Origin of the sequence: Mycolicibacterium confluentis (assembly GCF_010729895.1) — a bacterium.
Lineage (GTDB): Bacteria > Actinomycetota > Actinomycetes > Mycobacteriales > Mycobacteriaceae > Mycobacterium > Mycobacterium confluentis.
On the sequence record NZ_AP022612.1, the window covers coordinates 240,609 to 266,112 of the forward strand.

Consider the following 25,504-nt stretch of genomic DNA (forward strand, 5'->3'; position numbering starts at 1 on the left):
TCGACAGGGGCGGACCGCGAGTATCGGCAATCCACAGCCGACACCAAACTCACAGGAAGTGCACAGCGGTCCGGTAGTGCCGTCGCAAGAAACTGCGAGGACATTTGAAGCTATGGGGGCAACAGCAAGCACAGAGACCAAGCCGGAAGCCCGCGTTCTGGTCGTCGACGACGAGGCCAACATCGTCGAACTTCTGTCGGTGAGCCTGAAGTTCCAGGGCTTCGAGGTCTACACCGCAGGCAGTGGACCCGCAGCGCTCGACACCGCCCGTGAAGTCAAACCGGATGCCGTCATCCTCGACGTGATGATGCCCGGGATGGACGGTTTCGGTGTGCTGCGCCGGATGCGCGCCGACGGCATCGACGCACCCGCGCTGTTCCTGACCGCCCGTGACACCCTGCAGGACAAGATCACCGGTCTGACGATCGGTGGCGACGACTACGTCACCAAGCCGTTCAGCCTCGAAGAGGTGGTGGCCCGACTGCGGGTCATCCTGCGCCGCACGCACAGAGACATCGAAGAACAGCTCACCTCCCGCCTGACCTTCTCCGACATCGAACTCGACGAGGACACCCACGAGGTCTGGAAGGCCGGTGAGCCGGTGTCCCTGTCGCCGACGGAGTTCACGCTGCTGCGGTATTTCGTCATCAACGCCGGCACCGTCCTGAGCAAGCCCAAGATCCTCGACCACGTGTGGCGCTACGACTTCGGCGGCGACGTCAATGTGGTCGAGTCCTACGTGTCCTACCTGCGGCGCAAGATCGACACCGGGGAGAAGCGCCTGCTGCATACATTGCGCGGAGTCGGATACGTCCTTCGGGAACCCCGCTGACTTGTCACGCGTGACAATGGACGGCATGAGGCCTCAGATCAGCCGGGGCGTGCCACTGCGTGTGTCGCTCGTGGCCGCGACGCTGCTGCTCGTGGCCTGCGGTCTGCTCGCCTCGGGCATCGCCGTCACCACAATCCTGAAGCACAGCCTGATGGTCCGCGTCGACCAGACGCTCATCGATGCCTCCACCGGGTGGGCGCAGGAACCACGGCCAGACGCGACGCCGGCCAACGAGAACCCCAACCCGACTCGGCCGCCGTCCAACTTCTACGTCCGCGGCGTCGGGGACAACGGTGAGGTGTGGATCGGCGGTCGCGACCATGCCGCGGAACCCAACCTGCCCTCGGACAATGACGTCGGTTCGGTGCCCACCACCGTCGACTCGGTCGACTCCCTCGCACAGTGGCGCGCGGTGTCGGTGCGCGGATCCCACGGCGAGCTGATCACCGTGGCCATCGAACTTTCCGACATGCAGTCCACGGTGCGGGCGCTGGTCTATGCCCAGGCTGGGATCGGCATCGCGGTGCTGGTGGTGCTCGGCATCGTGGGCTACGTCGTGGTGCACCGCAGCCTCCGGCCCCTCGACGAGGTGGAGGAGACGGCGGCGGCGATCGCCGACGGGGAACTCGATCGTCGTGTGCCGCAACGTGATCCGCGCACCGAGGTGGGTCGTCTCTCGGTCGCGCTGAACGGCATGCTGGCCCAGATTCAACGCGCGGTCGCGGCATCAGACGCGTCGGCCGAGCAGGCACGCACGTCCGAGGAGCGCATGCGCCGCTTCATCACCGACGCCAGCCACGAACTGCGTACGCCGCTGACCACCATCCGCGGCTTCGCCGAGTTGTACCGCCAGGGCGCGGCCCGCGATATCGAGATGCTGATGTCGCGGATCGAGAGCGAGTCTCGGCGGATGGGCCTGCTGGTCGAGGACCTGCTGCTGCTGGCCCGTTTGGACGCGCAACGTCCGCTCGAACAGCGCCGCGTGGATCTTCTGTTGCTCGCCACCGACGCGGTCCACGACGCGAAGTCGATCGCCCCCGACCGTCACATCACGTTGGAGGTGATCGACGGTCCCGGCACGCCCGAGGTGATCGGCGACGAGTCCAGGCTGCGGCAGGTGCTCGGGAATCTGGTGGCCAACGCGCTGCAGCACACCCCGGCCACGGCAGCGGTCAACGTGCGGGTCGGGACGGTCGGGGACGACGCCATCCTCGAGGTCGCCGACGAGGGGCCCGGGATGACGGCCGAGGATGCGCAACGGGCGTTCGAACGCTTCTACCGGACCGACACGTCCCGCACGCGATCCAGTGGCGGCACCGGACTGGGCCTGTCGATCGTTGACTCGCTGGTGCTGGCCCACGGTGGGACCGTGACCGTGGCGACGGCCCCGGGGGAGGGCAGCCGATTCCGGGTCAGCCTGCCCCGCATCGCCCAGGGCGAGGCCGCCCCTGAAGTCGTGGGGACCAGGCCAGCTGAGGCCGGGGGGACTAGGCCAGCTGAGCCAGCGCGGCCTTGATCTTGGCCTGAGCCTCGTCGAGGGACTCCGGTGACGGGTTGCGGTCCACTCCCGCGAAGCCGAAGTCGGTCAGCTGATAGGCCGGGAACACATGCACGTGCAGGTGGGGCACCTCCAGACCGGCGATGAGCAGGCCGGCGCGGGGCGCGTCGAATGCGCGGACCACAGCCTGCCCGATGCGCTGCGACACCGTCATCAGGCGCCCGTAGGTCGCGGAGTCGATGTCCTGCCACTGGTCGATCTCAGCGCGCGGCACCACCAGGGTGTGGCCCTGGGTCATGGGCTCGATCGTCAGGAAGGCGACGAACTCGTCGTCCTCGTAGACGAAACGGCCGGGAAGCTCGCGGTTGATGATCTTGGTGAACACGGTGGACATGGGTCACCAGCATAGGCCCACCGACTCTCTGGCGAGCAGACGCAGAATCGCCCAATTCCATCCGGAATTGGGCGATTCTGTTGGGGTTCCCTCGCGTGCAGGGTCCTGCTCGCAGAAGAGAGATCTACCGGTCGGCGTCGGTGTAGCGGATGACGCCGCGGATGTTGCGACCCTCCAGCATGTCCTTGTAGCCGTCGTTGATCTGCTCCAGCTTGTACTGGCGCGTGACCATGTCGTCGAGGTTGAGGCGGCCGGCCTTGTACATCGACAGCAGCAGCGGGATGTCGTGGTGCGGGTTGCCGCCGCCGAAGATGGTGCCCTGCAGGTTCTTCTGCAGCAGCGTCAGCATCGACAGGTTCAGCGTGACGTTGGTGTCCAGCATGCTGCCGACCGCGGTCACGACGGCCGTGCCGCCCTTCGAGGTCAGGTTCAGGTAGCTGTCGATGTCCGAACCCTTGAGTTCGCCGACCGTGATGATGGTCTTGCGGGCCATGCCGCCGGCGGTCACCTCGGCGATACCCGCCATGGCGGAGTCGATGTCGGGGTAGGCGTGGGTGGCACCGAACTTCAGCGCCTGATCACGCTTCCACTCGATCGGGTCGATGGCGAAGATGTTGCGGGCTCCGGCGTTGACCGCACCCTGCAGGGCGCCCATGCCGACACCGCCGATGCCGATGATCGCGACGTCCTCGCCCGGGCGGATGTCGCCGCTGCGGACGGCCGAACCGTAGCCGGTGGTGACACCGCAGCCGACGAGGCAGGCGACCTCGAACGGGATGGTCGGATCGATCTTCACGACCGAGCTCTTGTGCACGACCATGTACGGGCTGAAGGTGCCCAGCAGGGTCATGGGGAACACCGGGTCGCCGGAGGCGGTGTGGATGCGGTGCGTGCCGTCGGACACCGCGACACCGGCGAGCAGGCCCGCACCCAGGTCACACAGGTTGCGCAGGCCGGCCTGACACGACGGGCATTCGCCGCAGGACGGGATGAACGACAGCACGACGTGATCGCCGGGCTTGATGTTCTCCACACCGGGGCCGACCTCGGTCACGATGCCCGCGCCCTCATGCCCGCCGAGCACCGGGAAGCCGAACATCGGGATGTCACCGGTCACCAGATGGTGATCCGAGTGGCACATGCCCGAGGCCTCCATCTGGATCTTGACCTCATCCTTGACCGGGTCCCCGATCTCGATCTCCTCGATCGACCAGGGCTGATTGAACTCCCGGATGATGGCGCCTTTTGTCTTCATGATGCTCGCGTTCCTGCTTTCCTCGGAGAGCCGATCTCGTCTAGCTCCAGATACTAGTGACGAAGCTCTCACCTAAACTAGACGGGTGTCAAGTCTGTTGTTCGAAGCTCACCAGATGGGTGCTGGCGACGTTCCAATCGGGTAGTAGCCGGGCAGTTTCTCACCGGACAGGGCACGCTCAATGCGTTTCTGCATCGCGGGAGTCAGGTCGCCGGACTCAATGAGCTTCATGTAGCCCTTCTGTACGTGGCCGAAGTCGAAGAAGTCGCGCTGCCACTCGATGAGCAGAGCCCCGTCCTGGTCGGTGAGGCGGAACCAGCTTCCCCCGATGCCGTAGATCTCGGCGGTGCTGCCGTCGCTCTTGTTGGCGATCTGCTTCCAGAAGCCGACGATCTCGTTCTGCTTGTCATCGATGAGCGTCCGCTGATACTCGTAGTACCAGTTCTCCAGACCGAGCATCTCGAGGCCGAGGGCGATGTCGCGGATCTCGTCCTTGCCGATGCACATGACGTCCTCTTTGGGACCGATGTTCCAGCCGTAGGTGGCGTCGTCGGTGTAGAAGTCGGCCAGGTTCGTCCAGTCACCGGCCGCCTCGGCGTCCTTGTTGGCCTGCAGCCAACGCTGGACCCAGTCCTCCAGTTGTTCACGTGACGCCATTGTCATTCCTTTTCTGTGTACATTGGTCGGTCTCCTCACCTTCGCTCCTTCGTCGCTCAGGTTTTGTCGACCTCGGGTGTTCATTGGTCGGTCTCCTCACCTTCGCTCCTTCGTCGCTCAGGTTTTGTCGACCTCCGTAATTGACAGTGCTCGGGTGGGACACATCTCGACGGCCATCTCGACGGCCTCACGCAGTTCATCGGGCGGTTCGTTGTCGAGGATCTCGACGACGCCGCGTTTGGGCACGGAGAAGACGTCCGGTGCCTCCAGTTCGCACATCGCGTGGCCCTGGCACAGATCCTCGTCGAGTTCGATGCGATAGCAGCCCATGGCTCAGCCCTTGACGCGCCTGCGGTAGCGGACCTTGGCCGGCTGAGCCAGCTGCACCACCATCTTCGAATGGTCGTTCTGGTAGGTCTCCGATGGCTGCGACATCTCAAACTCGTACTCGCGCAACAGGACCGAGAAGATCGCCTTGATCTGCATCTGCGCGAACGCGGCGCCCACGCACCGGTGCTTGCCCGCACCGAACGGGATCCACGTCCACCGGTTGATCAGGTCCTCCTGACGCGGCTTCTCGTAGCGGTCGGGGTCGAAGGCGTCCGGGTCGGGGAAGTCCTCGGGGATGCGGTTGGAGATCGCTGGGGAGGCCGCCACCATCTGGCCCTTGTGGATCGGGTGCCCCGCGACTTCGAACTCGTCCTGGGCCACGCGCATCAGGATGATCAGCGGCGGGTGCAGGCGCAGAGTCTCCTTGAGCGCGTTGTCCAGGTTCGGAATCTGGCGCAGCGCATGGAAACTCACCTCCTGCCCGTCGGCGTAGAGGTCGTCGAGTTCCTGCTGGACCTTGGCGTAGAAGTCCGGGTGGCGCAGCAGTTCGATCAGCGTCCACGATGACGTGCCCGAACTCGTGTGGTGCCCGGCGAACATCAGAGAGATGAACATGCCGGTGACCTCGTTGGCGGTGAAGCGGGGATTGCCCTCCTCGTCCTTGATCGAGACCAGCACGTCGAGCAGGTCGCGATCCTCCTTGCCCTTGGGAGGATTGGCGATCCGGCCGTTCATGATCTCCTGCACCAACGCGACGAGCTTCACCCGCGACTCGTCGCGGATCCGGAAGCTCTCGATGTCGAGGTACGGGTCGACATAGCAGAGCGGGTCGGTGCCGCGTTCCAGTTGGTGGTAGTACTGGGCGAACCGGTTGTCGAGCTGTTCGCGGAACTTCAAGCCGATGAGGCAGGCCGTCGAGGTGTAGATCGTCAGTTCCGAGAAGAAGTCGAGAAGTTCGATCTCTCCTTCATCGCCCCAGTCGGCGATGATCTTCTTGACCTCGTTCTCGATGGTGGCCGCGTGCCCCTTCATCTGCTCGCCGCGAAGTGCGGTGTTGTGCAACATCTCCGCGCGGCGCTCGGGGTCGGCGTCGAACACCACGCCCTCCCCGAAGATCGGGGTCATGAAGGGGTAGGCCTCGGCCTGGTTGAGCTCGCTGTCGCTGGATCGGAAGAAGAACTCGTTGGCCTCCGCGCCGGACAGCAGCACCACCTGTTTGCCCGCAAGCTGGAACCACCCGACGTCGCCGCACTCTTCGCGGACGCGCTTCATCAGGCCGATCGGGTCGGTACGGAATTCCTCCAGGTGGCCGTGCTCTTCGTCCTCGCCACCGGAGACGCGGGGCACGATCGCGGTCGTCATGACGGCATTCCCTCCTCACCAAGTGCGAGTTTCTGACGGTCTTTGACTTCAGCCAGCGGGGCTTCGGGCTGTAGTTCGATATTCGCGATGTAGTGGCCGCGCGGGGTCTCGGCCACGAAGGCGATGGCCCGGGCCAGGTCGGCGGCGCGCATGAAGTAGTCGTGGCGGGCCTGCCCCCATTTGGCCCAGTCCTCCAGGGCGGGGCCGATCTTCTCGGCGGGCAGGCTCCATCCCATCGAGGTCATGGTGGGGCCGGGATGCACGATCGAAGCGCGCACCCCGGTGCCCTCGAGTTCCATCTGCAGGTTGGTCACCATGGCGACCAGACCGGCCTTGGCCGCGCCGTAGGCACCCATGTGCGGTCGCTGCCGCAGTGCCACATCGGATCCGACGAAGATCAGGTCACCGCGGCGACGTTCGATCATGCCGGGCAGCACCGCGGTGGCCATCCGGTTGGCACCGACCAGGTGGATCTGCAGCTGGTCGGTGAACTCATCGGTGCTCATCTCGTGCAACTTGCCGAAGTTGGTGTCGCCGGCGCCGGCGACCAGCACCTCGATCTCACCGAGTTCGGAGGTGGTCTGCTCGACGGCGGCCTTCACCGAATCGGGATCGGTGACATCGAGGTGCACCGCGATGGCTTCGCCGCCGTCGGCGCGGATCTTGTCGACGATCTCCTGGAGCTTCTCCACCCGACGGGCACCGAGCGCGACCGGAAACCCGTTGGCGGCGAGCTTGATCGCGGTCGCCTCGCCGATTCCGGACGATGCGCCGGCGACCAGTGCCGGCCGACGGTCGGGCAGGGGATCAAAACGGGGCATGAAACGGGGCCTTTCGGGCTCAGCGGAGCTGGACGGTGATCGGGAGGTGAGCGAATCCGCGCACGCTGCTGGAGTGGACGCGGACGGAATTCGCCTCGTCGACCTGGTATCCGCGGATTCGCTTGAACAGTTCGGTCAGAGCCACCCGGGCCTCCATCCTGGCCAGGTGCGCGCCGAGGCAGAAGTGCACACCGCTGCCGAAACTGACCAGCTTCGGCCCGATTTCGCGGTCGATGCGGTAGGCGTCGGGGTCATCAAAGGCCCGTTCGTCGCGGTTGGCGGAGCCGATCAGCAGAACGAGTACGTCTCCTGCGGGGACGGTGGTGTCGTAGAAAGTGATGTCTTCGACGACCGCGCGGGCCAGGATCTGGCTGGAGGCGTCGTAACGCAGCGTCTCCTCGACCCAGGGCGTGATGAGGCCGTGGTTGTCGAAGACCGGGGCCAGCTGATCCGGGTTCTTGTAACCCCAGTATGCGGCGTTGGCAAGCAGTTTCGTCGTCGTCTCGTTGCCGGCGACGACCATCAGGAACAGGAACGCCATGATCTCGTCGTCGGTCAGCTTGTCCCCGTTGATCTCGGCCTCCACGAGCGCGGACGTCAGATCGTCGGTGGGGCGCTTACGGCGCTGTTTGACCATGTCGGCGTAATAGACCAGCAGCTCGCCGGAGGCCTCGATGGCGGAGGTGGGAACGTCGGCGACGCCGTCCTCGCGGTGCATCACCGCATCGGCCTGCGCCCGGATCCGGACCCGATCCTCGTCGGGCACACCCATCAACTCCGAGATCACGTCCATCGGCAGCTTTCCGGCGAACTCGTCCACGTAGTCGAAGGACTCAGACTGCAGGGCGACGTCGAGGTGTTGGACCGCGATCTCGGTAACCCGGGCCTCGAGCTCGCGGATGCGTCGCGGGGTGAAGCCCTTGGACACCAGGGTGCGCAGGCGCAGATGGCCGGGATCATCGAGGGCCAGGAACGACATCACCCGATGGGCTTCGTCATTGCGTGAGATCGGATCCAGTGACACACCATGCTTGTTGGACAGGGTGACGCTGTTTCTGAAACCCGCAACCACGTCGGCATGCCGGGACAGCGCCCAGAACTTGAGCTCCTCGTTGTGATACAGCGGGGCCTCGTCGCGCAGACGCTTGTAGTAGGGGTACGGGTCCTCGTGGAAGTCGTAGCTGTACGGGTCGAGGATCGGTTTGTCGATCTGGATGGTCATCGAGCTCCTTGGGCCGGGAGGATCAGGCCGACCACGTAAGTCAGCTGATCGGTCGTCTGCTGGTAGGTGAAGGCGCCGCTGCCGGCCTGCACCAGCGCGCCGAAGAAAGCCATCTGCAGTGCGGCCACCGAGCGCGCGTCGGCGCCGGGGCCCATCGCCGAACTGATCCGCCGGTGGATCTCGACACCGATGCGGTCCCGCACCGTCAGCACCGCGGGGTCTCCGCCGGACATCAGCGCCGTCGTGCAGGCCGCGGCGACCTCGGGATCGTCGGCGACGACGAGGGCGAGGCTGCGCAGGGCGTTCTCAACGCGGGTGCGTTGGCTGTCGTTGACGTCGGTGAAATAGGGCACGCGTTTGATCAGGTCGAGGTACACCTCGGCGATCAGGTGGTTCTTCGACGAGAAGTAGGTGTAGGCCGTGGCCGGTGCGACCTGGGCCCGCTTGGCCACGGCGCGCACCGTCAGGTCGGCGTAGGAGGTCTCACGCAGCATCTCCCGCCCGGCGTCGAGGACCTTGCGAAAGGTCTCCTCCTGACGCCGATTGCGGGTGCTCTCCGGGGCTGCACCGGACGCAGCTAACGCGGAATCGCTGGACACATGTCCAACCTAGATCAGGCCTCGGTGTTGAGGCAAGATGTGGGTGCATATACGCAGTAAATCGGCATCTGCACCAGTCTGGGCGTCGCCGGTTCCGCTGTCGACCTTGCCCATTCCGGGGTGGTGAGGCTATGTTCGGACGGCGTACATCGGACACATGTCCAGATACACAGGTCCCCGCACCCGAGACCGTTGGAGTTGCTCATGGCATTACTGGCCGACAAGCGCAGTCACCTGCTGATCGACGGGAAACTGGCCGCCGGCAGTGCCGGTGAGTTCGACACCGTCAACCCCGCCACCGAGGAGGTGCTCGGCACCGCCGCCGACGCCGACGCCGAGGACATGGGCAGTGCGATCGAGGCGGCCCGGCGGGCGTTCGACGACACCGACTGGTCCCGCAACACTGAACTGCGGGTGCGCTGCCTACGCCAACTGCGCGCGGCGATGCAGGAGCACATCGAGGACCTGCGGGACCTGACCATCGCCGAGGTCGGTGCACCCAAGATGCTGACCTCCGGTGGCCAACTCGAGGGGCCGGTCGACGACCTGAAGTTCTGCGCCGAGACCGCCGAGAACTACCAGTGGACCACCGATCTGGGCTTCGCCACGCCCCAGGGGATGCCGACCAACCGCACCATCGCCCGCGAGGCGGTCGGGGTGGTCGGTGCCATCACGCCGTGGAATTTCCCGCACCAGATCAACCTGGCCAAGATCGGTCCCGCACTGGCCGCGGGCAACACCCTGGTGCTCAAGCCGGCCCCGGACACCCCGTGGGCCGCCGCGGTGCTCGGTGAGTTGATCGCCGAGCACACCGAATTTCCCGCCGGCGTGGTCAACATCGTCACCTCCAGCGACCACTCGGTGGGTGCGCTGCTGTCGAAAGACCCTCGGGTGGACATGGTTTCGTTCACAGGGTCGACGGCGACCGGGCGTGCGGTGATGACCGACGCCGCAGCGACCATCAAGAAGGTCTTCCTCGAACTCGGCGGCAAGTCCGCGTTCGTGGTGCTCGACGACGCCGATCTGGCCGGGGCCTGCTCGATGGCGGCGTTCACGGCCTCGATGCACGCTGGCCAGGGGTGCGCCATCACGACGCGCCTGGTGGTACCGCGCGCCTCCTATGACGCCGCAGTCGAGGCCGCCGCAGCGACGATGTCGGGTCTCAAGCCGGGTGACCCGACCAGCAAGCGCACCATCTGCGGGCCCGTGATCTCCGCGCGTCAGCGTGACCGCGTGCAGTCCTACCTCGACCTCGCTATCGAGGAGGGCGGCACGTTCGCGTGCGGCGGTGGTCGTCCCGCCGACCAGCCCAAGGGGTTCTTCATCGAGCCGACCGTCATTGCGGGCCTGGACAACTCGGCGCGGGTCGCACGCGAGGAGATCTTCGGTCCGGTGCTGACGGTGATCGCCCACGACGGCGACGACGACGCCGTCCGCATCGCCAACGACTCGCCCTACGGTCTGTCCGGCACAGTGTTCTCCTCCGACCCGGAGCGCGCCGCGGCGGTCGCTGCCCGCCTGCGGGTCGGCACGGTCAACATCAACGGCGGCGTCTGGTACGCCGCCGATGCGCCCTTCGGCGGCTACAAGCAGTCCGGGATCGGCCGCGAGATGGGTGTGGCCGGCTTCGAGGAGTACACCGAGATCAAGGTCATCGCCACCCTGGCGACCTGACACAAGCCCGAAAAATCTGCATTCAGACCACATTCGAGGAGACACACGTGGGACGTTTTGAGGACAAAGTCGGCATCGTGACCGGCGCCGGTGGCGGCATCGGCCAGGCGTATGCCGAGGCGCTCGCTCGCGAGGGTGCGGCGGTCGTGATCGCCGACATCAACCTCGAGGGCGCCGAGAAGGTCGCGGCCGGCATCAAGGCCGAGGGTGGGACGGCCCTGGCCGTGCCCGTCGACGTGTCGGATCCGGCCTCGGCCAAGGAGATGGCCGACCGCACCCTGGCGGAGTTCGGCGGCATCGACTACCTGGTGAACAACGCCGCGATCTTCGGCGGCATGAAGCTGGACTTCCTGGTGACCGTCGACCCTGAGTACTACCGGAAGTTCATGAGCGTCAACCTCGACGGTGCGCTGTGGTGCACGCGCGCGGTCTACAAGAAGATGGCCAAGCGCGGCGGCGGCGCGATCGTCAACCAGTCCTCGACCGCAGCCTGGCTGTACTCCAACTTCTACGGCCTGGCCAAGACCGGGATCAACGGCCTGACCCAGCAGTTGTCGCGTGAACTGGGCGGGCAGAACATCCGCATCAACGCGATCGCGCCCGGACCCATCGACACCGAGGCCAACCGCACCACCACTCCGCAGGAGATCGTCGCCGACATCGTCAAGGGCCTGCCGCTGTCGCGGATGGGCACCCCCGAGGATCTGGTGGGCATGTGCCTGTTCCTGCTCAGCGATGAGGCGTCGTGGATCACCGGGCAGATCTTCAATGTCGACGGCGGACAGATCATCCGCTCATGACACCGGAGCTGAAGCTGGGCTACATCGGATTGGGGAACCAGGGCGCACCGATGGCCAAGAGGCTGGTCGACTGGCCCGGCGGACTGGTCGTCTACGACGTCCGGATCGAGGCGATGACGCCGCTGGTCGAGCTCGGGGCGTCACTGGCCGATTCGGTGGCCGATGTGGCGAAAGCGGACGTCATCAGTGTCACCGTGCTCAACGATGCACAGGTGCGTGATGTAGTGGGCCAACTGGCCGAGCACGCGGCGCCCGGCACCGTCATCGCGATCCACTCGACGATCGAACCCGACACTGCGGCGCAGTTGGCCGAGCAGTTGCGCGCCAAAGATGTTCACATCGTGGATGCTCCGGTCAGCGGCGGCGCAGGTGCGGCGGACAAGGGTGAACTGGCGGTCATGGTGGGCGCCTCCGAGGAGGCCTACAACATCGTCAAACCGGTGTTCAAGAAGTGGGCGTCGCTGGTGGTGCGCGCCGGTGAGCCCGGCGCGGGCACCCGGATGAAGCTTGCCCGAAACATGCTGACGTTCATCGGCTTCGCCGCTGCGAACGAGGCGCAGTACCTGGCCGAGGCCGCGGGGATCGATCTGCAGAAGCTCGGCCGGGTGGTCCGGCACAGCGACGCGCAGAGCGGCGGCCCGGGCGCCATCATCCTGCGCGATGACATGGCACCGTTGACACCGGAGCACTGGCTGTTCGACATGTTCACCCACACCCGCGGTCTCGGTGAGAAGGACCTGCGCCTGGCGTTGGGTCTGGGGGAGACGCTCGACGTCGACCTGCCGCTGGCGCAGGTGGCATTGAAGAACCTGGCCGCAGGACTCGGCGTGCCGCACGACGCCGACGAACCGAGGAGTTGACAGACATGGACGAACGCCGCCGCAAGGGCCTCGAGAAGATGAACGAGGTCTACGGCTGGGAGATGCCCAACATCGAGGGTGATCCGTACTTCGACCTCACCGTCGACCACCTGTTCGGCGACATCTGGAACCGTCCGAGCCTGTCCATGCGGGAGAAGCGCATCATGACGCTGACCGCGGTCACCGCGGTCGGCCGTCAGGATCTCGCGGAGATCCAGGTCAACGCCGCGCTGCTGAACGGCGAACTGGACGAGACCGAGCTCAAGGACATCGCGGTCTTCCTCACGCAGTACCTCGGCTTCCCGCTGGGCTCGGGGCTCAACGGCACGGTCGACAAGGTGGCCAACAAGCGCCGCAAGGCCGCCGAGCGTGGCGAAGCCGAGGACAAGAAGGCCAATGTGAACGCCGCGGTCAAGATGAGCAGCGGGCGCACACTCGACGACAAGTGAGATGAGAAGCCCTGCACTTCGGGCCAGGGCCCTCGGACCGATAGGGTGACTGTCTGTGCACGTCCTCGTCATTGGTTCCGGTGCCCGTGAACACGCCCTGCTGCTCGCGCTGAAGCGAGACCCGCAGGTGGAGACCCTTTCGGTGGCCCCCGGCAACGCCGGTACCGCCGCGCTCGCCGATCAGCACGACGTCGACGTGACGTCGGCCGACGCCGTGGTCGCGCTGGCCCGCAAGGTGGGCGCCGACCTCGTCGTGATCGGCCCCGAGGTGCCGCTGGTGCTCGGGGTCGCCGACGCGGTCCGTGCCGCGGGCATCGCGTGCTTCGGGCCTTCGCAGGACGCCGCGCGCATCGAGGGCTCCAAGGCGTTCGCCAAGGACGTCATGTCCGCCGCCGGTGTGCGCACCGCGACCAGCGAGATCGTCGACAACCCGGGTCACCTCGATGCGGCGCTGGACCGGTTCGGCCCCGCCGCCGGGCAGCGGGCCTGGGTGGTCAAGGACGACGGCCTGGCCGCGGGCAAGGGCGTGGTGGTCACCGAGGATCGCGCGGTCGCCCGCGCGCACGCCGCCGGGCTTCTCGACGAGGGCCATCCGGTGCTGCTGGAATCCTTCCTCGACGGCCCAGAGGTGTCGCTGTTCTGCGTCGTCGACGGCGAGACTGTCGTCCCGCTGCTGCCCGCGCAGGATTTCAAGCGCGTCGGCGACAACGACTCCGGTCCCAACACGGGCGGCATGGGCGCCTACTCACCGCTGCCCTGGCTGCCCGAGGAGATCCTCACCCAGATCGTCGAAGAGATCGTCAAACCCGTTGCGGCCGAACTGGTCCAGCGCGGCAGCTCGTTCTCCGGCCTGCTGTACGCCGGCCTGGCGATCACGTCGGCCGGACCTTCCGTGGTCGAGTTCAACTGCCGATTCGGCGATCCCGAGACGCAGTCGGTGCTGGCACTGCTGGACTCCCCGCTGGGGCAGGTGCTGCACGCCGCAGCCACCGGCACGCTCGCCGACATCGCACCCCTGCAGTGGCGTCCGGGATCGGCCGTCACCGTCGTGATCGCCGCTGAGAACTATCCCGGTCGGCCCCGGGTGGGCGACGTCATCACGGGATCGGACACCGAGGGTGTGCTGCACGCTGGCACCGCACGGCGCGACGACGGCGCCGTCGTCTCCTCCGGTGGCCGCGTGCTTGCCGTGGTGGGCACCGGTGCCGACCTCGCCGCGGCCCGCTCCGACGCCTATGCCAGGGTGAATTCGGTTCGACTGCCGGGCAGTCATTTTCGCTCCGACATCGCGCTGCGTGCGGAGCGCGGCGAGATCACGGTCTAGGTTCCGCCGCAGCCGGGGTGCCCCTTCGCTCGCGCCGGTGTGAGGCAGCGCTACCGCGCGCGCCGCGATTGTGACCCCCCTTACAGCAAGCCTGCCGTATGACTTACAGTTGACCAATCCATTGGTGTGATCGACCCCACACCGGGTGAGGAGTCGACGTGGCGTCTGCGAACTTCGCGGGGAAACAGGCGATCGTCACGGGCGCCGGATCAGGCATCGGCGCGGCACTGTGTCGAGCCCTGGTGGCGCGCGGCGCGCATGTGCTGTGCACCGACGTCGACGTCGACGCCGCCGAGCGCACCGCGGGCGGCCTGGGTGCTCAGGCCCGCTCGGCCCGCGTCGACGTGACCGATGCCGCGGCTGTGCAGCAGGCGGTGGACGACGTGGTGTCCCGCGCCGGGCGGTTGGACCTGATGTTCAACAACGCCGGCATCACGTGGGCCGCCGACACCGAACTGCTGACACTCGAGCACTGGAACTCGATCATCGACGTCAACATCAGGGGAGTGGTGCACGGTGTTGCCGCGGCTTACCCGCAGATGGTCCGGCAGGGGCACGGGTTCATCGTCAACACCGCGTCGATGGCCGGCCTGGCCGCAGCGGGGCAGATCACCAGCTATGTGATGTCCAAGCACGCGGTGGTGGGCCTGTCGTTGGCGCTGCGCTCGGAGGCTGCCGCGCATCACATCGGGGTGTTGGCCGTGTGCCCGGCCGCTGTGGAGACCCCCATCCTCGACAAGGGTCTGATCACGGGCATCGACGGACGCGAGTTCTACCGAATGGGCCAGCGCAGCAGGCAGTTCTACGCTCCCGACCGGTTGGCGCGCGACACCCTGCGGGCCATCGAGCGCAACCGCGCGATTCTCGTCGCACCGCGCAAGGCCTACGCGGGATGGCTTCTGGCCCGCTACGCGCCCGGAGTCATGCAGCGGATGTCCATTCGGTTCGTGGCCAGGCAACGGGCCAGCCAGCAGGCGGTCGCACCCGCGGCCCACACGGAAGGGATGACAGCGTGACGGTTCCGGTGGCGATTCCGCGGTACCCCGACGAGGTGACCGCGGCCTGGCTCAACGGCGTGCTCGACACCGAGGCGGGGACGCGGGTCGAGGACGTTCAGGTGAAGGCGATCGGCACCGGGCAGACGGGTGCCACCTACCGCGTGAACGTCGACTACGCCGCCAACCCCACCGGACTGCCGGGCACCTTCGTGATCAAGCTCCCGGCGACCGACGACACCGTGCGGGACCGGGTGGTGCTGGGGTACCGCAGCGAGTGTGCCTTCTATGAGTCGGTCGTTGACCGGGTCACGGTCCCGACGCCGACCTGCTTTCACTGCGAGATCTCGGACGACGCAGCGGAATACGCGCTACTGCTCACCGACCAGTCACCCGCGGAGCAGGGTGATCAGATCAATGGCTGCAGCCTGGAACAGGCGCGTTCGGCGGCCGTCGCGATCGCGGGCCTGCACGGACCGACCTGGGCGCAGCAGGAGTGGCTGACCTTTCAGGGACTGGCGATGTCGCTTCTCGACGACGCGTCCAAGAAGGGACTCGGTGACGTCGCGGTGCTCAGCGCCGACATCACCATCGAGAAACTGGGCGACAAGCTCAGCGCGGAGGATCAGGCCACCTTCCGCGAGGCGATGGGTCTGGTGACGCCGTGGCTGCAGAACGACTTCGGCAGGTTCAGCCTCATCCACGGCGACTACCGCCTGGACAACCTGCTGTTTCATCCCGACGATGGCCGGATCTGGGTGGTCGACTGGCAGACCCTCGGCGTGGGCCTTCCCGCGCGCGACCTGGCCTACTTCGTGGCCACCAGCCTCGAACCGCAGGTCCGGGCCGAGGCCGAACGCGACCTGGTGGCCGCTTACCACCGCGCACTGCTCGACACCGGGGTCGTCGACTACGATCTCGAAACCTGTTGGCAAGACTATCGATACGGCATGCTGCAGGTGCTGCTCATCTCGGCGCTGGGTTTCGCCTTCGCGGTCGGCACGGACCGAGGTGACGACATGGTGGCCACGATGCTGCGGCGTGGGTGTGCCGCGGTCCGGGACCTCGGCACCATCGCGCAGATCCGGGTCGAAGCGGGGCCCTGACCGGGTCACCGGCCCGGTAACTCCGCGACGCTGTAGTTGTCGAGGGTTTGTGCGAGTGGACGCCTCGACAACTACAGCCTCGGCGACAAGGCGCATCTGACGATTGTCAGAATCTGCTGACAGATGTCAGAAGGCGGTGTTAGCGTCCGCGGAGGCAACCAAAGGAGTCGTCCGTGGCGTTGGCACAACCGCGCACCGCGATCATCGGTGCGGGTATCAGCGGCCTGACCGCAGGCAAGATGCTCAAGGACTATGGGGTGCCGTACACCACCTTCGAGTTGTCCGACCGCATCGGCGGCAACTGGGCGTTCGGCAACCCCAACGGTCACAGCAGCGCCTACCGTTCACTGCACATCGACACCTCCAAACACCGGTTGTCGTTCAAGGACTTTCCCGTCCCCGAGGACTTCCCGTCGTTCCCGCACCACACTCAGATCAAGAGCTACCTCGACGACTACGCGGCGGCCTTCGGCCTGCTGGAGAACATCGAGTTCAACAACGGTGTGGTGTCCGCGCGTCAGGTCGACGGCGGGTGGGAGATCGAAGACCAGGCCGGCGCGGTCCGCCAGTTCGACCTGCTCGTGGTCGGCAACGGTCACCACTGGGACGCGCGGCTGCCGGATTTTCCGGGGACGTTCACCGGAGAGACCATCCACTCGCATCACTACATCGACCCGCAGACGCCGCTGAACCTGACCGGCAAGCGGATCCTGGTGGTGGGCATCGGCAACAGCGCCGCGGACATCACCGTCGAGCTGTCGTCGAAATCGCTTCAGAACACCGTGACGCTCTCGACCCGGTCCAGCGCCTGGATCGTGCCGAAATACCTTGCCGGGCAACCCGGAGACAAGTTCTTCAAGACCAACCCGTACCTGCCGTTGTCGTGGCAGCGCAAGGCGGCGCAGTGGTTCGCGCCCGTCGTCGGTGCGGATCCGACCAAGTACGGCCTGCCGCCGGCCAACCACAAGCTGTTCGAGGCGCACCCCACGCAGTCGGTGGAACTGCCGCTTCGGCTGGGCTCCGGTGACGTCATCCCCAAGCCCAACGTCCGCCTGCTGGACGGGCAGACCGTGCACTTCGACGACGGCACCAGCGCCGAGTTCGACGCGATCGTCTACGCGACGGGGTACAACATCACGTTCCCGTTCTTCGATCCGGACTTCATCAGCGCCCCCGACAACCACATCCGGCTGTACAAGAGGATGTTCAAGCCCGGCGTGGACAACCTGGTGTTCATCGGCTTCGCGCAGTCGATTCCGACGCTGTTTCCCTTCGTGGAGTGCCAGTCGCGGCTGCTCGCGGCCTACGCCGTGGGCAGGTATGCGCTGCCGCCGGTGGGCGAGATGGAGCGCGTGATCGATGCCGATCAGCAACTGCACGCCGGGCACTGCGTGGACCGCCCACGCCACACCCAGCAGGTCGACTACTTCTACTACGAGCACGACATCCGCACCAGGGAACTGCCGGCCGGACTCAAGCGGGCGGGATGAGATCGCGCACCGACCGAAGGGTCCCGCAGCGCAGTGATCAACGCCGCGAGACGCTCCTCGATGAGCTCGAAACCTCGCTGCAGGAGCGGAGTTTCGACGACATCAATCTCGGCGAGGTCGCCGAGCGGGCCGGAGTGAGCAGGTCGGCGTTCTACTTCTACTTCGAGAACAAGGCGGCCGCCGTGGCCGCATTGATGGAACGGATGGTCGACGACACGTTCTTCGTCACCGACGTGTTCACCATGGCCGACCAGACCCCGGAGTCCCGCGTGCACATCATGCTCGACGGCCTGTTCGACACCTGGGAACGGCACCGGCACATGTTCGCGGCCATGCTGGAGGCCCGCGGGCGCAGCCTGCCGGTCCGCGAGTTCTGGGACGAGGCGCGACTGTCGTTCGTCGACGCCGTGGCACAGATGATCCGCTCGGAGCGCGCCGCCGGGTCAGCACCTGACGGGATCGATCCCGTGGTCCTGGCCACGATGCTTCTCGAGGTCAACGACCGCCTGTTGGAGCGTCTGACCTTCGGCGGGCCGCTGGATCGCAGTCAACTGGCAGAGGGGGCCGCCGCCATCTGGCTTGGCTCCGTCTACGGCATCACCGTCCAACACGGCCGCCAACTGTAGGAGAGCAACGGGTGACATCGCAGATGACCTTCACCGAGGTGAGCTTCGGCTCGGCCGGCGACACATGCAGCGCTTGGCATTTCGCGGGTGCCGGTTCCGGCTTCGAGGGGGCTCCCGGGCGGCCGGTGGTCGTCATGGCGCACGGGTTCGCCGGAACCAAGGACTCCGGTCTTCAGCCGTTCGCCGAACGTTTCGCGGCCGCCGGTCTGGACGTCTTGGCGTTCGACTATCGGGGCTTCGGCACCTCGGCAGGCCAACCTCGGCAGACGATCTCGATCGATCGTCAGGTACAGGACTTCCATTCCGCGGTCACGCATGCGCAGACGCTTGCGGACGTCGACCCCGCTCGGGTCGTGCTGTGGGGTTCGTCGCTCTCGGGTGGCCACGTCATCCGGGTCGGCGCCGAACGCGCCGACGTCGCGGCGGTGATCTCGATGACCCCGCTGACCGATGCGCTGGCCACGGGGCGGCTGATCATGAAGCAGTACTCGACGACCACGGCGCTGCGCTCCACGGCCAACGGTGCGGTGAACCGCGTCGCGGGCCGCTTCGGTCGTGCACCCATCATGATGCCCGTCGTGGCCGATCCCGGCGAGTCCGGCGCACTCGCGCTCGAGGGTGCGGTGGAGAGTTACCTGTCGATCGCGGGTCCGTCGTGGCGCAACGAGGTGGACGCGTCGGTGGGCCTGGAGCTGGCGAAGATCCGAACCAAGCCGTACGCCAAGCGGTTACGCGCCCCACTGCTGGTGCAGATCGCGGACTTCGACCGGTATGTGCCCGCCGACGCAGTCGCCAAGACCGCGGTGCATGGGCGTGCCCAGGTGCACCACTATCCGTGCGATCACTTCGACGTCTGGCCCGGGCACGACTGGTTCGAACGCGCGGCCGCCGATCAGGTCGCGTTCCTGCGCCGGGTGCTGTAGCCGGTCCGCGCCCTGCCCCGAGCCCTGCTCCCTTCTCCGCGAAACTGTAGTTACCGAGGACTTGTTCGAGTGGAGACCGCGGTAACTACAGTCTGGGCGCAGAAGAAGACCGTCGCGCCCAGATCAGAAGACTGTCGCGCCCAGATCCACCGCGATCCGCGCCGCGGTCACCAGACGGGATTCGTCGCTGGCCAGCCAGCACACCGCGTCGGCGATGTCCTCGGGTTCGGCGATCCAGTCCGGCAGGAACGGCGTGACCATCTGCATCAGGCCGGGGTTGGTCTCGTTGGCGCGGTTCAGCGCGGCCATCATGTCGCCGGTGCCCATCGGGGTGTTGACGGCGCCGGGATGCAGGCTGTTGACCCGGATCCTGTGCTTGCCGAGTTCGGCGGCGAAGGCGCGCGCCATCCCGGTCACGGCGTGCTTGCTGGCCGTGTAATGCACCATGAACGGCTGCATCTTGAGCCCGGCCGCCGAGCTGACCAGGATGATCGACCCGCCGCGGCCGCCGTCGATGATCTTCTGCGCACCGGCGATCACGGTGTTCCACGTGCCCGTGACGTTGATGTCCATGACGTCGCGGAAGGACTCCGGGGTGGTCTCGTTCCACGGTTCCGGCACGGTGATGCCGGCGTTGGCGACGATCACATCAAGCCGGCCGAACTCCGCCACGCCCTTGTCGACGACGTCGCGCAGTGCGTCGAGGTCACGGGTGTCGGCCTGGGCGGCCACGATGCCCTGACCCGTCTCCTCGACCAGGCGCACGGTTTCGGCGAGGTCGTCGGGGGTCGCGGAGTCGTACGGAACGCTCGGGGGCAACGGTCCGGCCAGGTCGACGGCGACGATGTTGGCGCCCTCCTTGGCCATCCGCACGGCGTGCGCGCGGCCCTGACCGCGTGCCGCACCGGTGATGAAGACGACCTTGTCCCGCATCCGTTCGCTCATGTGCTCCTCAATCGTGTTGCTGTGATGGTGATTCCACAAGGGATCACTGCTGCCGCGCAGCGGCCTTGACCAGATTGGACCCGATGATCAGGCGTTGAATCTCGCTGGTGCCCTCGTAGAGGCGCAGGAGACGGACGTCGCGGTAGATGCGCTCGACCGTCACACCGCGCATGTAGCCCGACCCGCCGTGAATCTGCACCGCGAGATCGGCGACAGTCCCGGCCATCTCGGTGCAGAACAGTTTGGCGACCGACGGCGCGATACGCCGGTCGGTCTCGTCGACCCACTGCCGGGCCGCGTCGCGGACCAGTGTGCGCCCGGCCATCACCTGGGTCTGCTGGTCGGCCAGCATGGCCTGCACCAGCTGGAATTTGCCGATCGGGGTGCCGCCCTGGGTGGCGGTGGCGGCATAGGTGACCGACTCGTCGAGCGCACGCTGCGCGGCGCCGACGGCCAGGGCCGCGATGTGGACGCGACCGCGGGCCAACGAGATCATCGCGGCGCGGTAGCCGATGTCCTCCGCGCCGCCGATGAGCGCGCTGTTCGGGACGCGGACGTCGTTGAACGTCACATCCGAGGTCCAGGCGCCTTCCTGGCCCATCTTCGCGTCCTTGGCGCCGACCTCGACGCCGGCGGTCTCGGCGGGCACCAGGAACACCGCGATGCCCGCGCCCTTGTCATCGGCCGGCCGGGTGCGTGCGAAGGTGATGAACAGGTTGGCCACGGGAGCGTTGGTGATGAACTGCTTCTGACCCGTGATCACCCAGTCGTCGCCGTCGCGGACGGCCTTGGTGCGCAAGCCCGACGGGTTGGACCCGGCGCCGGGTTCGGTCAGCGCGAAGGAGGCGACGACCTCGCCGGAGGCGATGCCCTCAAGCCAGCGGGCCTTCTGCTCGTCGGTGCCGAAGCCCACCAGGACCTGGCCGGCGATCCCGTTGTTGGTGCCGAACATCGACCGCAGCGCCAGCGAGGTGTAGCCCAACTCCATGGCCAACTCGACGTCCTGGGCCAGGTTGAGCCCGAGGCCACCCCATTCCTGGGGGATCGCGTACCCGAACAGGCCCATCTTCTTGGCCTGGTCACGGATGTCGTCGGGAACCTTGTCCTCGGTGAGGATCTCGCCCTCGCGGGGGACGACCGCCGTCCTGACGAAGTGTCGCGTCTGGGCCAGGATCTCCTGGAAGTCGTCGTCGCTGACTTCGCTGCTCATCGGCGCTCCTTCAGGAAATGGGAAATGGGTCGTGACGCCGACCGCCTATTTTGTAACATCATATATGAAATATGATGCTGAAATCGGGCCCGTCCGAGGCCGCCGACACGAAGGAGTTCTTCAGTGACACTGCTGGCTGGTCAGATTGCGGTCATCACGGGCGGTGCGCAGGGCCTGGGCCTGGCGATCGCGCAACGGTTCGTCGCCGAGGGCGCCAAGGTGGTCCTGGGCGACGTCAACCTGGAGGCGACCGAGGAGGTGGCCCGCAGCCTCGGCGGACCGGAGGTCGCGAAGGCCGTGCGCTGTGACGTGACCTCGTCCGACGAGGTGGAGGCCCTGGTCGCCGCGGCCGTCGACGGATTCGGCGGGTTGGACATCATGATCAACAACGCCGGCATCACGCGGGACGCCACGATGCGCAAGATGACCGAGGATCAGTTCGACCAGGTCATCGCGGTCCACCTGAAGGGGACCTGGAACGGTCTGCGCGCCGCCTCGGCGGTCATGCGCGAGAACAAGCGCGGCGCGATCGTCAACATGTCCTCGATCTCCGGCAAGGTCGGCATGATCGGGCAGACCAACTACTCCGCGGCCAAGGCGGGCATCGTCGGCATGACGAAGGCGGCCTCCAAGGAACTCGCCTACCTCGGCGTGCGGGTCAACGCGATTCAGCCCGGCCTGATCCGGTCCGCGATGACCGAGGCCATGCCGCAGCGCATCTGGGACTCGAAGGTCGCCGAGGTCCCGATGGGCCGCGCCGGTGAACCGGAAGAGATCGCCAACGTCGCGCTCTTCCTGGCCTCGGATCTGTCGTCGTACATGACCGGCACGGTCCTCGAGGTCACTGGAGGGCGGCACCTGTGAGCGTGAGTTCGACGAAGTGGCCAGATTCATTCGCACTTTCCCGCCCATGTGTGGGTTTGGGTGATCGGGGGCGGCATGCGTGAGACGGTGATCTGCGAACCGGTCCGCACCCCGATTGGCCGCTACGGCGGCATGTTCAAGTCGCTGACCGCCGTCGATCTCGGCGTTGCGGCGCTGCGTGGGCTGTTGCAGCGCACGGGAATCGCGCCCGAAGAGATCGATGACGTGATTCTCGGGCACTGCTACCCGAGCATGGAGGCGCCCGCGATCGGTCGCGTCGTCGCGCTCGACGCGGGCCTGCCGATCACGGTGCCCGGCATGCAGTTGGACCGCCGCTGCGGGTCGGGTCTGCAGTCCGTCGTCCAGGCCACCCTCCAAGTCGCCAGCGGCGGCAACGATCTGGTGGTCGCCGGTGGCGCGGAGTCCATGAGCAACGTGGTGTTTCACTCCACCGACATGCGCTGGGGCGGCGCCCGCACCGGCGTCAAGGTGCACGACGGCCTGTCCCGTGGCCGCACCACGGCCGGCGGTAGGGACTACCCCGTTCCGGGCGGCATGCTCGAGACCGCCGAGAACCTGCGCCGCCAGTATTCGATCTCGCGCGAGGAGCAGGACCAGTTGGCGGTCACCTCCCACCAGCGCGCCGTCGCCGCGCAGAAAGCGGGCATCCTGGCCGAGGAGATCGTCCCCGTGACGGTCACCTCCCGGGCGGGTGAGGAACTCATCGACACCGATGAGCATCCCCGCGCCGACACGTCCCTGGAGTCGCTGGCCAGGCTCAAACCCGTTCTGGGAAAGAATGATCCAGATGCCACCGTGACGGCCGGAAACTCCAGCGGCCAGAACGACGCGGCCTCGATGTGCATCGTGACCACGCCCGAGAAGGCCGCCGAACTGGGGCTGACGCCGCTGGTGCGCCTGGTGTCCTGGGGCGTGGCCGGGGTGGCGCCCAACATCATGGGCATCGGGCCGGTCCCGGCGACCGAGGTGGCGTTGCGCAACGCCGGCCTCACGTTGGCCGACATCGACCTTATCGAGCTCAACGAGGCCTTCGCGGCGCAGGCATTGGCCGTCACGAGGGAATGGGGTTTCACCGCCGCCGATTTCGAACGCACCAACGTGCACGGTTCGGGAATCTCGTTGGGCCACCCGGTGAGTGCCACCGGGGGACGCATGCTGGCGACGCTGGCGCGCGAACTTCACCGGCGCGACGCGCGGTACGGGCTGGAGACCATGTGCATCGGCGGCGGCCAGGGATTGGCTGCGGTGTTCGAGAGGGTGAGCTTGTGACACCAGCCGGCGACGATGCAGAGCTGGGGCCCCGCTTGCGGGGAGGTACGAGCGATGAGGAGGAGCGGCGCTTATGACACGTTTGGCGCAGACCCTGGGTCTGACCGAGTTCCAGACCGAGATCGTCTCGACGGTGCGGCAATTCGTCGACAAGGAGATCATCCCCGTCGCGCAGGACCTCGAGCATTCCGACACCTATCCCCAGGCCATCGTCGACCAGATGCGGGAGATGGGCCTGTTCGGCCTGATGATCCCCGAGGAGTACGGCGGCCTGGGTGAGTCCCTGCTCACCTACGCGTTGTGCGTCGAGGAACTGGCCCGCGGGTGGATGAGCATCTCCGGTGTCATCAACACGCACTTCATCGTGGCGTACATGATTCGGCAGCACGGCACCGACGAGCAGAAGCGGTACCACCTGACCAAGATGGCCACCGGTGAGTCCCGCGGCGCCTTCTCGATGTCCGAGCCCGAACTGGGTTCCGACGTCGCGGCCATCCGCACGCGCGCCAGGCGCGACGCCGACGGCGACTACACCATCGACGGCCAGAAGATGTGGCTCACCAACGGCGGCAGTTCGACCCTGGTCGCCGTCCTGGTCCGCACCGATGAGGGTGCCGACAAACCGCACCGCAACCTGACTGCGTTCCTGATCGAAAAGCCCTCCGGCTTCGGTGAAGTCGCGCCCGGTCTGATCATCCCCGGCAAGATCGACAAGATGGGCTACAAGGGCATCGACACCACGGAGATGATCTTCGACGGCCACCGGGCGGGCGCGGATCAGGTGCTCGGTGGGCAGCCCGGACAGGGCTTCTTCCAGATGATGGACGGCGTCGAGGTGGGCCGCGTCAACGTGTCGGCCCGCGCCTGCGGTGTCGGTATCCGCGCATTCGAGCTCGCGGCGCGGTATGCCCAGCAGCGCAGCACATTCGGCAAGCCCATCGCGGAGCACCAGGCGATCGCGTTCCAGTTGGCGGAGATGGCCACCAAGGTGGAGGCCGCTCACCTGATGATGGTCAACGCCGCGCGGCTGAAGGACTCCGGCGAACGCAACGACGTGGCCGCGGGGATGGCCAAGTACATGGCCAGTGAGTTCTGCGCTGAAGTCACCCAGCAGAGTTTCCGCATCCACGGCGGGTACGGCTACTCCAAGGAGTACGAGATCGAGCGACTCATGCGCGATGCGCCGTTCCTTCTCATCGGTGAGGGCACCAGCGAGATCCAGAAGCAGATCATCAGCAGGCGACTGCTCGCCGAGTACCAGATCTGACGCGATGACTGTCGGTGAGTTCGCCGCTCGTCCTCAACTGTCGGAGGACGTCGCGCGATTCGTGCGCACCAGGATCTTCGACGGCACGTACGCGGCGGGCCGATACATCCGGCTGGAGCAACTGGCAGCCGAGTTGGGCATCAGCGTGACGCCGGTGCGGGAGGCGCTCTTCGAACTGCGCGCCGAAGGTCTGCTGGCGCAGCAGCCCCGCCGCGGCTTCGTGGTGCTGCCCGTGACCCGGCGTGACATCACCGACGTGTCGGGCGTGCAGGCCCATATCGGCGGCGAGCTGGCGGCCCGTGCGGCGCTTGCGGTCAGCCCGGAGCAGTTGGCGGAGATCACGTCCATCCAGGACCGGTTGGAGGCCGCCTACGACGGCGACGACGCCGATCTGGTGGTACGCCTCAACCACGACTTCCACCGCGCGATCAACGTCGCGGCGGCGTCGCCGAAGCTGGCTCAGTTGATGTCGCAGATCACCCGGTACGCACCAGAAGCCGTGTTCCCCATGGTGTCCGGGTGGCCCGCCCGGTCGACGAAGGATCACCGCCGCGTCATCGCGGCGCTCGCCGCACACGATGAGGACAAGGCGCGCACCGCGATGTCGGAGCATCTGGCCGACGGCGCCGAACCGTTGATCGCGCACCTGCTGTCGTGCGGCGTGCTGCACCCGGAGCACTGAGCCAACGCTGGCTGTGTAACATACCGTAA

The 25,504-nt window shown here is 66.6% G+C and carries 26 protein-coding genes; 16 read left to right on the forward strand and 10 right to left on the reverse strand.

Going from position 1 to position 25,504, the window contains the following annotated elements; translation table 11 throughout:
- Nucleotides 1–112 precede the first annotated feature (112 nt).
- Both G6N34_RS01020 and G6N34_RS01025 read left to right on the forward strand, forming a co-directional pair.
- A complete protein-coding gene (locus tag G6N34_RS01020) occupies nt 113–832 on the forward strand; it encodes a response regulator transcription factor (RefSeq protein WP_085153523.1) in 720 nt (239 codons plus the stop codon).
- A gap of 25 nt (nt 833–857) precedes the next feature.
- The gene (locus G6N34_RS01025; RefSeq protein WP_085153624.1) at nt 858–2,348 is read left to right on the forward strand and encodes a sensor histidine kinase; all 1,491 of its coding nucleotides are present in this window, start codon (nt 858–860) and stop codon (nt 2,346–2,348) included.
- Here G6N34_RS01025 and G6N34_RS01030 read toward each other — a convergent pair.
- The 8 genes from G6N34_RS01030 to G6N34_RS01065 form a co-directional block, all read right to left on the reverse strand.
- Nucleotides 2,320–2,724, reverse strand: coding sequence for an HIT family protein (locus tag G6N34_RS01030; RefSeq protein WP_085153521.1), 405 nt, complete (start codon nt 2,722–2,724; stop codon nt 2,320–2,322). The genes G6N34_RS01025 and G6N34_RS01030 overlap by 29 nt on opposite strands.
- 124 nt (nt 2,725–2,848) lie before the next feature.
- On the reverse strand, nt 2,849–3,979 hold the full coding sequence (locus G6N34_RS01035) for an NDMA-dependent alcohol dehydrogenase (RefSeq protein ID WP_085153519.1): 1,131 nt from the start codon (nt 3,977–3,979) through the stop codon (nt 2,849–2,851).
- Between the two features lie 108 nt (nt 3,980–4,087).
- Entirely contained in the window at nt 4,088–4,636 is a 549-nt protein-coding gene (locus G6N34_RS01040) for a nuclear transport factor 2-like protein (protein WP_085153518.1), read from the reverse strand.
- Between the two features lie 117 nt (nt 4,637–4,753).
- Nucleotides 4,754–4,966: a ferredoxin gene (locus G6N34_RS01045; protein WP_085153516.1), complete on the reverse strand. Its 213-nt coding sequence runs from the start codon at nt 4,964–4,966 to the stop codon at nt 4,754–4,756.
- A gap of 3 nt (nt 4,967–4,969) precedes the next feature.
- Nucleotides 4,970–6,328 (reverse strand): lanosterol 14-alpha demethylase, encoded by a 1,359-nt coding sequence (locus tag G6N34_RS01050; RefSeq protein ID WP_085153514.1) that lies wholly within the window; start codon nt 6,326–6,328, stop codon nt 4,970–4,972.
- On the reverse strand, nt 6,325–7,149 hold the full coding sequence (locus tag G6N34_RS01055) for an SDR family oxidoreductase (protein ID WP_085153512.1): 825 nt from the start codon (nt 7,147–7,149) through the stop codon (nt 6,325–6,327). Before G6N34_RS01055 ends, G6N34_RS01050 begins: the two co-directional genes overlap by 4 nt.
- Nucleotides 7,150–7,168: 19 nt before the next feature.
- On the reverse strand, nt 7,169–8,371 hold the full coding sequence (locus tag G6N34_RS01060) for a cytochrome P450 (RefSeq protein WP_085153510.1): 1,203 nt from the start codon (nt 8,369–8,371) through the stop codon (nt 7,169–7,171).
- A complete protein-coding gene (locus G6N34_RS01065) occupies nt 8,368–8,970 on the reverse strand; it encodes a TetR/AcrR family transcriptional regulator (RefSeq protein ID WP_085153508.1) in 603 nt (200 codons plus the stop codon). Before G6N34_RS01065 ends, G6N34_RS01060 begins: the two co-directional genes overlap by 4 nt.
- 204 nt (nt 8,971–9,174) lie before the next feature.
- Here G6N34_RS01065 and G6N34_RS01070 point away from each other — a divergent pair, with 204 nt between their 5' ends.
- The 10 genes from G6N34_RS01070 (at nt 9,175) to G6N34_RS01115 (ending at nt 19,217) form a co-directional block, all read left to right on the forward strand.
- Nucleotides 9,175–10,644, forward strand: coding sequence for an aldehyde dehydrogenase (locus G6N34_RS01070; protein WP_085153506.1), 1,470 nt, complete (start codon nt 9,175–9,177; stop codon nt 10,642–10,644).
- Nucleotides 10,645–10,691: 47 nt separating this feature from the next.
- Entirely contained in the window at nt 10,692–11,444 is a 753-nt protein-coding gene (locus G6N34_RS01075; protein ID WP_085153504.1) for an SDR family oxidoreductase, read from the forward strand.
- A complete protein-coding gene (locus G6N34_RS01080; RefSeq protein ID WP_085153502.1) occupies nt 11,441–12,304 on the forward strand; it encodes an NAD(P)-dependent oxidoreductase in 864 nt (287 codons plus the stop codon). Before G6N34_RS01075 ends, G6N34_RS01080 begins: the two co-directional genes overlap by 4 nt.
- Nucleotides 12,305–12,309: 5 nt before the next feature.
- Entirely contained in the window at nt 12,310–12,753 is a 444-nt protein-coding gene (locus G6N34_RS01085; protein ID WP_085153500.1) for a carboxymuconolactone decarboxylase family protein, read from the forward strand.
- A 55-nt stretch (nt 12,754–12,808) separates the two neighbouring features.
- Nucleotides 12,809–14,077 carry a phosphoribosylamine--glycine ligase gene (purD, locus tag G6N34_RS01090; protein ID WP_085153498.1) on the forward strand — a complete coding sequence of 423 codons (1,269 nt, stop codon included), beginning with the start codon at nt 12,809–12,811 and terminating at the stop codon, nt 14,075–14,077.
- A gap of 158 nt (nt 14,078–14,235) precedes the next feature.
- Nucleotides 14,236–15,093, forward strand: coding sequence for an SDR family oxidoreductase (locus tag G6N34_RS01095; RefSeq protein WP_085153496.1), 858 nt, complete (start codon nt 14,236–14,238; stop codon nt 15,091–15,093).
- Nucleotides 15,090–16,178 (forward strand): phosphotransferase family protein, encoded by a 1,089-nt coding sequence (locus G6N34_RS01100; RefSeq protein WP_165763666.1) that lies wholly within the window; start codon nt 15,090–15,092, stop codon nt 16,176–16,178. The genes G6N34_RS01095 and G6N34_RS01100 overlap by 4 nt, the downstream gene beginning before the upstream one ends.
- Before the next feature lie 173 nt (nt 16,179–16,351).
- Nucleotides 16,352–17,668, forward strand: a complete 1,317-nt coding sequence (locus G6N34_RS01105; RefSeq protein ID WP_085153492.1) for a flavin-containing monooxygenase — start codon at nt 16,352–16,354, stop codon at nt 17,666–17,668.
- A complete protein-coding gene (locus G6N34_RS01110; protein WP_085153490.1) occupies nt 17,665–18,294 on the forward strand; it encodes a TetR/AcrR family transcriptional regulator in 630 nt (209 codons plus the stop codon). Before G6N34_RS01105 ends, G6N34_RS01110 begins: the two co-directional genes overlap by 4 nt.
- A gap of 23 nt (nt 18,295–18,317) precedes the next feature.
- The gene (locus G6N34_RS01115) at nt 18,318–19,217 is read left to right on the forward strand and encodes an alpha/beta hydrolase (protein ID WP_085153488.1); all 900 of its coding nucleotides are present in this window, start codon (nt 18,318–18,320) and stop codon (nt 19,215–19,217) included.
- 123 nt (nt 19,218–19,340) lie between these two features.
- Here G6N34_RS01115 and G6N34_RS01120 read toward each other — a convergent pair whose 3' ends face one another.
- Together G6N34_RS01120 and G6N34_RS01125 are read right to left on the reverse strand one after the other, a co-directional pair.
- Nucleotides 19,341–20,162 carry a mycofactocin-coupled SDR family oxidoreductase gene (locus G6N34_RS01120; RefSeq protein ID WP_085153623.1) on the reverse strand — a complete coding sequence of 274 codons (822 nt, stop codon included), beginning with the start codon at nt 20,160–20,162 and terminating at the stop codon, nt 19,341–19,343.
- 43 nt (nt 20,163–20,205) lie between these two features.
- The gene (locus G6N34_RS01125) at nt 20,206–21,372 is read right to left on the reverse strand and encodes an acyl-CoA dehydrogenase family protein (protein ID WP_085153486.1); all 1,167 of its coding nucleotides are present in this window, start codon (nt 21,370–21,372) and stop codon (nt 20,206–20,208) included.
- 123 nt (nt 21,373–21,495) lie between these two features.
- On the opposite strand from G6N34_RS01125, the gene fabG reads away from it, so the two are divergent.
- From fabG to G6N34_RS01145, 4 genes are all read left to right on the forward strand, one after another.
- Nucleotides 21,496–22,236: a 3-oxoacyl-ACP reductase FabG gene (gene fabG / locus G6N34_RS01130; protein WP_179965713.1), complete on the forward strand. Its 741-nt coding sequence runs from the start codon at nt 21,496–21,498 to the stop codon at nt 22,234–22,236.
- A gap of 75 nt (nt 22,237–22,311) precedes the next feature.
- Nucleotides 22,312–23,526 carry an acetyl-CoA C-acetyltransferase gene (locus G6N34_RS01135; protein WP_085153619.1) on the forward strand — a complete coding sequence of 405 codons (1,215 nt, stop codon included), beginning with the start codon at nt 22,312–22,314 and terminating at the stop codon, nt 23,524–23,526.
- Nucleotides 23,527–23,599: 73 nt separating this feature from the next.
- A complete protein-coding gene (locus G6N34_RS01140; RefSeq protein ID WP_085153484.1) occupies nt 23,600–24,793 on the forward strand; it encodes an acyl-CoA dehydrogenase family protein in 1,194 nt (397 codons plus the stop codon).
- A gap of 4 nt (nt 24,794–24,797) precedes the next feature.
- Nucleotides 24,798–25,475, forward strand: coding sequence for a GntR family transcriptional regulator (locus G6N34_RS01145; RefSeq protein ID WP_085153482.1), 678 nt, complete (start codon nt 24,798–24,800; stop codon nt 25,473–25,475).
- Nucleotides 25,476–25,504: the final 29 nt, after the last annotated feature.